7 protein-coding genes are annotated in these 5,711 nt (G+C 57.3%); 2 read left to right on the plus strand and 5 right to left on the minus strand.

Annotated elements, in window-relative coordinates:
- The coding region (locus tag ACV4UY_RS16425) for a DUF1571 domain-containing protein (protein WP_491608636.1) at positions 1-597 on the plus strand (597 nt) is incomplete at its 5' end.
- A 147-nt stretch (positions 598-744) separates the two neighbouring features.
- Here the strand turns inward: ACV4UY_RS16425 and ACV4UY_RS16430 are convergent.
- The 5 genes from ACV4UY_RS16430 to ACV4UY_RS16450 all read right to left on the minus strand — a co-directional run bounded on the left by ACV4UY_RS16430 (position 745) and on the right by ACV4UY_RS16450 (position 3,986).
- A complete protein-coding gene (locus tag ACV4UY_RS16430; protein WP_491608637.1) occupies positions 745-1,227 on the minus strand; it encodes an SRPBCC family protein in 483 nt (160 codons plus the stop codon).
- 242 nt (positions 1,228-1,469) lie between these two features.
- Complete coding sequence (locus ACV4UY_RS16435) at positions 1,470-1,760, minus strand: EF-hand domain-containing protein (RefSeq protein WP_491608638.1); 291 nt, start codon at positions 1,758-1,760, stop codon at positions 1,470-1,472.
- Between the two features lie 179 nt (positions 1,761-1,939).
- The gene (locus ACV4UY_RS16440; protein WP_491608639.1) at positions 1,940-3,088 is read right to left on the minus strand and encodes a flagellin N-terminal helical domain-containing protein; all 1,149 of its coding nucleotides are present in this window, start codon (positions 3,086-3,088) and stop codon (positions 1,940-1,942) included.
- Between the two features lie 244 nt (positions 3,089-3,332).
- Positions 3,333-3,623, minus strand: coding sequence for an EF-hand domain-containing protein (locus tag ACV4UY_RS16445; protein ID WP_491608638.1), 291 nt, complete (start codon positions 3,621-3,623; stop codon positions 3,333-3,335).
- 138 nt (positions 3,624-3,761) lie between these two features.
- Positions 3,762-3,986, minus strand: coding sequence for a hypothetical protein (locus ACV4UY_RS16450; protein WP_491608640.1), 225 nt, complete (start codon positions 3,984-3,986; stop codon positions 3,762-3,764).
- A 244-nt stretch (positions 3,987-4,230) separates the two neighbouring features.
- On the opposite strand from ACV4UY_RS16450, the gene ACV4UY_RS16455 reads away from it, so the two are divergent.
- Complete coding sequence (locus ACV4UY_RS16455) at positions 4,231-5,229, plus strand: hypothetical protein (protein ID WP_491608641.1); 999 nt, start codon at positions 4,231-4,233, stop codon at positions 5,227-5,229.
- The last annotated feature ends 482 nt before the right edge of the window (positions 5,230-5,711 follow it).

Genomic DNA, 5,711 nt, shown 5'->3' on the forward strand with positions numbered 1-5,711 from the left:
GCCCTGACCACTGCGCACACTGATCCGGTTGCCGACTCCCTTGGGTGCTATGAAAATGTGACGTCATACAGTGCGACGCTCCGCACAGGGCATGGCAATTCGGAGGAGATCATCCGGTACTTCTACAAAAAGCCAGGATACATACGGATGGAATTCGTCAAACCGCACAAGGGCGCCGTCCTGGTCTACAATCCTCAGCGGAGGGTCGTCCGGTTGAAGCCTTTCGGCTTTGCAAAATCTTTGATTCTGACGGTGTCCCCGGAAAACAAGCTGGTGAAAAGCGCCCGCGGACACCAGATAGACGCCTCAGACATCGGCACGCTTCTGGCGCAAGTGCGAAAACTCCAGGACAACGGGAAAACAGCCGTGCTGGCGGAGGAAATCGTGCTCGGCAAAACAACTCGGGTGATTGAAGTTGAAGGCGGGCACGGGGTTTCCATCGACGGGGTGCATCGCTACCGGCTTTGGCTGGATATCGACGCATGGCTCCCCGTCAAAGTCTGCGCATACGGGTTGGCGGGAGACCTCGTGGAGGAGGTTCTCATGGAGGACTTGAAAATCAATGTCCCCATGGACGCGAATCAATTTGAACTTTAACAACTGGAAAAATCCTCGCTGGCTGCGTTGCAGGGAAAAAGCCAAACCCTCACGCATGTGAAATACGCTTCGGTCTTGGCTTTTACCCTGCGCCTTGCCAGCGAGTTTTTTGAATAGGCCGCATGAATCGACTTTTACACCGGGCAGTTAGTCGGCGCGCTTTTTCAACTCGAGAAGTCTCGTGCCCAGAAACCGCGCCAGCCCTGCGCCTCCCCATTTCATGACCATGTCGTGGTTCCAGGTGATGAGCGGACGCGCAACGGGATCAAGAGCGTCCATCCACCATCGTGTTGTGCTAACTTTCCAATCATACCAAACCACTGTTGACCCTTGATCAACATCAAAATGCCACACACCTGTCCCATCCAGATCACCACTTGACGTTCCGGAAATCATGGACAACGCATCTATGCCAGTCGTTGTAATGTTAAATCGCAGCCTGTACGGCAAAACCCCCCGCCACGTGAAAGTGGCAACGCTTCCTATGTCGCCCAAGTTATCCTCAACCTTCACGACGCTTTCAAGTCCGCGCCACCACAACGGCCAATTGTACACGTCGTACAGCGCGTCCCATACTTGAGCAAGCGACGCTTCAAGGCGCCACATGGTAGACATCTGAAACTTCGCCATGCGACGCCTTTTGTTGCACAATCACAGATTTACGGAAACCAGGCCCCGACGGAACCCGAGCGGTCATGCACCTGACCGCCTCGCGGTACTGCCGCCTGCTCGTAGACCAAAACAGCAGGACCATCCAGAAGCTTCCCTCGCTGGGCAGCGCCTAGGAACAAGCAACCCGCATCAATGAACAGGGGAGGGGCCAGAAGGCCTCTCCCCATTTGTTTGGATCGCGTGGATATCGCCAGCCCTGGCTACTTCTTGTCCCCGGCGTGCCCCTCGTCCTTGTGTCCGTAGCCGTGCGCCTTCTTGAAGGCGTGCCATTCGTCGTGGTCGATGCCGCCGGACTTGTCCACGTCGATGAGCACGAAGGCCCCGGCAGGATCGCCGTTGGCCTTGAAGAACTCCACGAACTCCTCCTTGACGATGATCTTGTCGCCGTTCTTGTCGATATCGCCGAAGTGCCCGTCGTACTTCCCGGCAGCAACGGCAACGCCCACCAGGGCAACGACGCCAAACAGGGCAAGGGCAACCAATCGGGTCATGATTCCTCCGAAGAAGTTAATGCTCCATCATACGAACACGGGCGGCTTAGTCAATCCCTCATGACCGCGCCGCCGAGAGTAAGCACTCGGAGCGGCGAACGAGACGCATCTTCCGCCATGGCGGAGTGGCGAACCGGCGGATCGGAGCGGAACGGAGGAAGCGGCCGACGGACCCCTCGCTATCCGAGGAGCTGCATGGCCATCTTGGGCAGGCTGTTGGCCTGGGAGAGCATGGCGATGGCCGACTGGGTGAGGATCTGCGAACGGACGAAGGAGGTCATCTCCTCGGCCACGTCCACGTCGGAGATCTGCGACTCGGCGGCCTGGAGGTTCTCGGCCTGGATGGAGAGGTTCTGCACCGTGTTCTGCAGCCGGTTCTGGAGCGCGCCCAGGTTGGCCCGGATGGTGTCCTTGGAGACGATGGCCTTGTTGATGGTCTCAAGGGCCTGCTGCGCCAGCTGCTGGGTGGAGATGGAGGCGGCCCCGGTGGCCGTGGCGTTGGTAACATCGACTTCACCGTAGAGCGTCGTCGCAGTCGAGTCCGTATGAAATAAACGGTATCTACTCGCTACCGTGTCGTTGACCAGATAGTATCTATCCGACAGAGGTGGGGCTCCATTCTTTACGTAGATTCGAAAGGCCGGGTCGTATCCAACCGCACCCTGAATCACGGCTGGCGCCCCGCTGCCGGCTGGCAACCAGTCCTGCGTGAGCGTGAGGCCTTCCACCTCGGCGATGGAATCCGGCGTAACCGCTCCGCCCGCGTTCAGCCCCAGGCCCCGGGCCGAGGCGTTGCCGATCTGAATGTAATAGTAGTCTTCCGCGCTCAGGTTGCCGGTGCCGAAGTGGACCTTCAGCTTGCCCGTGGCGGCCAGCCCGCTCCCGTCGTGGACGCTGGTGGAGAGGTTGCCGTTGAGCAGGTAGATGCCGTTGAAATCGGTGGCGCTGGCGATCCGTGTGATCTCGTCGGCCATGGCCTGGTATTCGGAATCGATGATGAGGCGCTGGTCCGAGGTGTAGGTGCCGGTGGAGGCCTGGGTGGCCAGCTCCTTCATGCGGATGAGCTTCTCGTCGATCACCCCCAGCGCGCCGTCGGCGGTCTGGATGAGCGAGATGGCGTCGTTGGCGTTGCGGATGCCCTGGTTGAGCGAGGCGATGTCGGAGCGCATCAACTCACGCACGGCCAGCCCGGCGGCGTCGTCTGCGGCCGTGCCCACACGCAGGCCCGAGGAGAGGCGGCGGGTGGACACCCCCAGCTCCCCGTAGGACTGGGAGAGGTTCCGCGCCGCGTTCATGGCCATGAGATTGTGGTTGATGACCAGCGACATGACCGCCTCCTTGTGAAATGCCTATCGGACGGACGCGTTCTTCCAATAGACCTCTAGGAACCGATTTTCCCCCCTTGGATTGCCCTAGGGTTTTCTTGGGCACCTACTTGGACGTAAGGAGACGATCCAGAAGCTTCCCTCGCTGGGCAGCGCCCAGGATCGAGCAACCCGCATCAATGAACAGGGGAGGGGCCAGAAGGCCTCTCCCCATTTGTTTGGATCGCGTGGATATCGCCAGCCCTGGCTACTTCTTGTCCCCGGCGTGCCCCTCGTCCTTGTGTCCGTAGCCGTGCGCCTTCTTGAAGGCGTGCCATTCGTCGTGGTCGATGCCGCCGGACTTGTCCACGTCGATGAGCACGAAGGCCCCGGCAGGATCGCCGTTGGCCTTGAAGAACTCCACGAACTCCTCCTTGACGATGATCTTGTCGCCGTTCTTGTCGATATCGCCGAAGTGCCCGTCGTACTTCCCGGCAGCAACGGCAACGCCCACCAGGGCAACGACGCCAAACAGGGCAAGGGCAACCAATCGGGTCATGATTCCTCCGAAGAAGTTAATGTTCCATCATACGAACGCGGGCGGCTTAGTCAATCCCTCATGACCGCGCCGCCGAGCACGGCCGCCAGGCCCCCGGACCTTGAGCAGGCTCATCGGACTGACCATCAGTGGATTCTGTCACTCCCTGTGCAGGAAGGAAAAGGGGACGGGCAGGTTCTCCTCTCGGAGACTCTGCCGTTCGGTCAGATCGTGTTCCGCCTGAATCGGTCGGATCGTGCGCTCCCGACACAGCAGATCATTGTCAAGTTGCGCAACGAGGAGTCTCAAGGCATTCTTCTGGTCGTAATGCAGGAGGAGGTTTGAGTTGCCCACACCCTCGGTCCAGGGTACGTCCGGCAGCACCTGGTCCTGATCCGCAGTGACCGTCAGCCGGATGCGGCCCGTTTGAGGATCGAGGGGCAGGCGTTGCGCTCAATCTGAGGATGTTTGCCCTGCAATGAATGTGTGTAACCCGGGAGAGCATCCGCGCGCCTGTTGATGCATTGGCGGATCACAGGCGTCCTTTTCATGGTTTCGGATTACGGCATTTTGTAATCTTCAACATTCAATGCATCTTATTTATCTTGTGCTCGTGGAGGGCGTTGTCATGGTGAATCGTGGCTTCAGAGCGGCATTATTTTCCTTCGTTGTATTATTTTCATGCTGCCTGATTGAAAACGCGCTTGCAGCAGGCGGAATAACAAAGGAAACTCTTGGCAACCTAAAATACGACACATTTGTTTTCAAGGGTGGATCTTTTCAAGCACCTGACGAATATGAACGGGCGTTCATCGACAAGTTCGTCATCGGCGAAGCGTCACAGGATGGGACGCAGGATGCCGTTGTATGCATTTCATCCGGTGAATTTCCAATTGTTCACTATGCATACAGCCTCTATCTTGTCCGTATGAAGAATGGCATGGCGAACGTTGTTGCGTCGTGCGATCTCGGACCTGATGCCGCGATTAAAAAATTTGTCCGGTTCGACAATGGTTTTATTGAAGTCGACATGCCAGACTGGGGCCCAAATGATGCTCGATGTTGCCCTAGCCGCACTGCAAGGTATTATTTCAAGGAGATCAACGGCAAACTGGTTGAGGTCGACAAGAACGGCAATCCAGAAAAACAGCGCGGCGCGTCCGCATCAAAGTCGTCCAAGGCGGTTCATGGGGCGACAGTCAAGCCCACGTCCGCCAAACAGTCGCCGCAGCCTCAGTTGCAAGGGCCGGAGATAGCTCTGATCGGAAAGTGGCTTGGCGAGTACATGATCTCCAACAAGAACGGAAAGCGCTACGCGGCTAGTTATACGTATGAAATTTTTGCTGACCCGGCCAATCCTGGCCGCTTGAAATTCAACTTGTATACGGCGTCAAAATTCGTCAACAGCTCCGATTGGTTTTCTTGCTCAATGGCGAATACAACGAGCAACACATACAAAGGTGATGTTGTTTCCGAGAATGGTCAGGTGAGGTTTATTCAGAGAGAGGTGCAGAACAGCAAGTGCGGCTCCACAGAGACGGAAATCTTTCAATTCAAGGATGGGGTGCTTCAGGCCGTTTATGTGGATGGCGGAAAAGTGACCAGCGGGGCATTCAAGAAACAGTAGCGGTCCTGCTGCGGGCCTTGAGCCCCAGAGCGGTGGCGATCAACCGCGAGGGGCACCTGCATGCGGGTGTTCTTTTGGCTTTTATGCGGCCAGCGAGCGCCTTGTCCATGATTCCGCACCGCCCACCTGCCCAATCCAGTCACCAATCAACAATATTTTCGAGCACTTGCTTGCAACGTCAGCCAACATGGCTCTCCGTACAGAAAAAAGGGGTCAGGCACCAAAGGCCTGACCCCTTTTCGAAATTCCTGGCGCGCCAGGGAGGACTCGAACCCCCGGCCGGCTGCTTAGAAGCAAGGCTACTGGGTTAATACCCTTCGAAATAATTAGACTAAATCTTCAGAGGATAACAGTCCCCCGGGGAAACCAGACATGGCTTGGGGCAAAGCGGTTATCCAAAGGTTATCCAGCGGAGGCGATCACCTTGGAGACCACTGCACAATTCGCAACGAAGGCCGTGTCACCTCTCCGAAGCGGTCATT

The sequence above is a fragment of the Candidatus Magnetaquiglobus sp. genome (assembly GCF_058402785.1).

What these genes read in the sequence shown, in the direction of transcription:
- ACV4UY_RS16435 (WP_491608638.1), bottom strand. Translation starts at nt 1,760, where the DNA reads ATGACCCGATTGGTTGCCCTTGCCCTGTTTGGCGTCGTTGCCCTGGTG.
- ACV4UY_RS16430 (WP_491608637.1), bottom strand. Translation starts at nt 1,227, where the DNA reads ATGGCGAAGTTTCAGATGTCTACCATGTGGCGCCTTGAAGCGTCGCTT.
- ACV4UY_RS16445 (WP_491608638.1), bottom strand. Translation starts at nt 3,623, where the DNA reads ATGACCCGATTGGTTGCCCTTGCCCTGTTTGGCGTCGTTGCCCTGGTG.
- ACV4UY_RS16455 (WP_491608641.1), top strand. Translation starts at nt 4,231, where the DNA reads ATGGTGAATCGTGGCTTCAGAGCGGCATTATTTTCCTTCGTTGTATTA.
- ACV4UY_RS16440 (WP_491608639.1), bottom strand. Translation starts at nt 3,088, where the DNA reads ATGTCGCTGGTCATCAACCACAATCTCATGGCCATGAACGCGGCGCGG.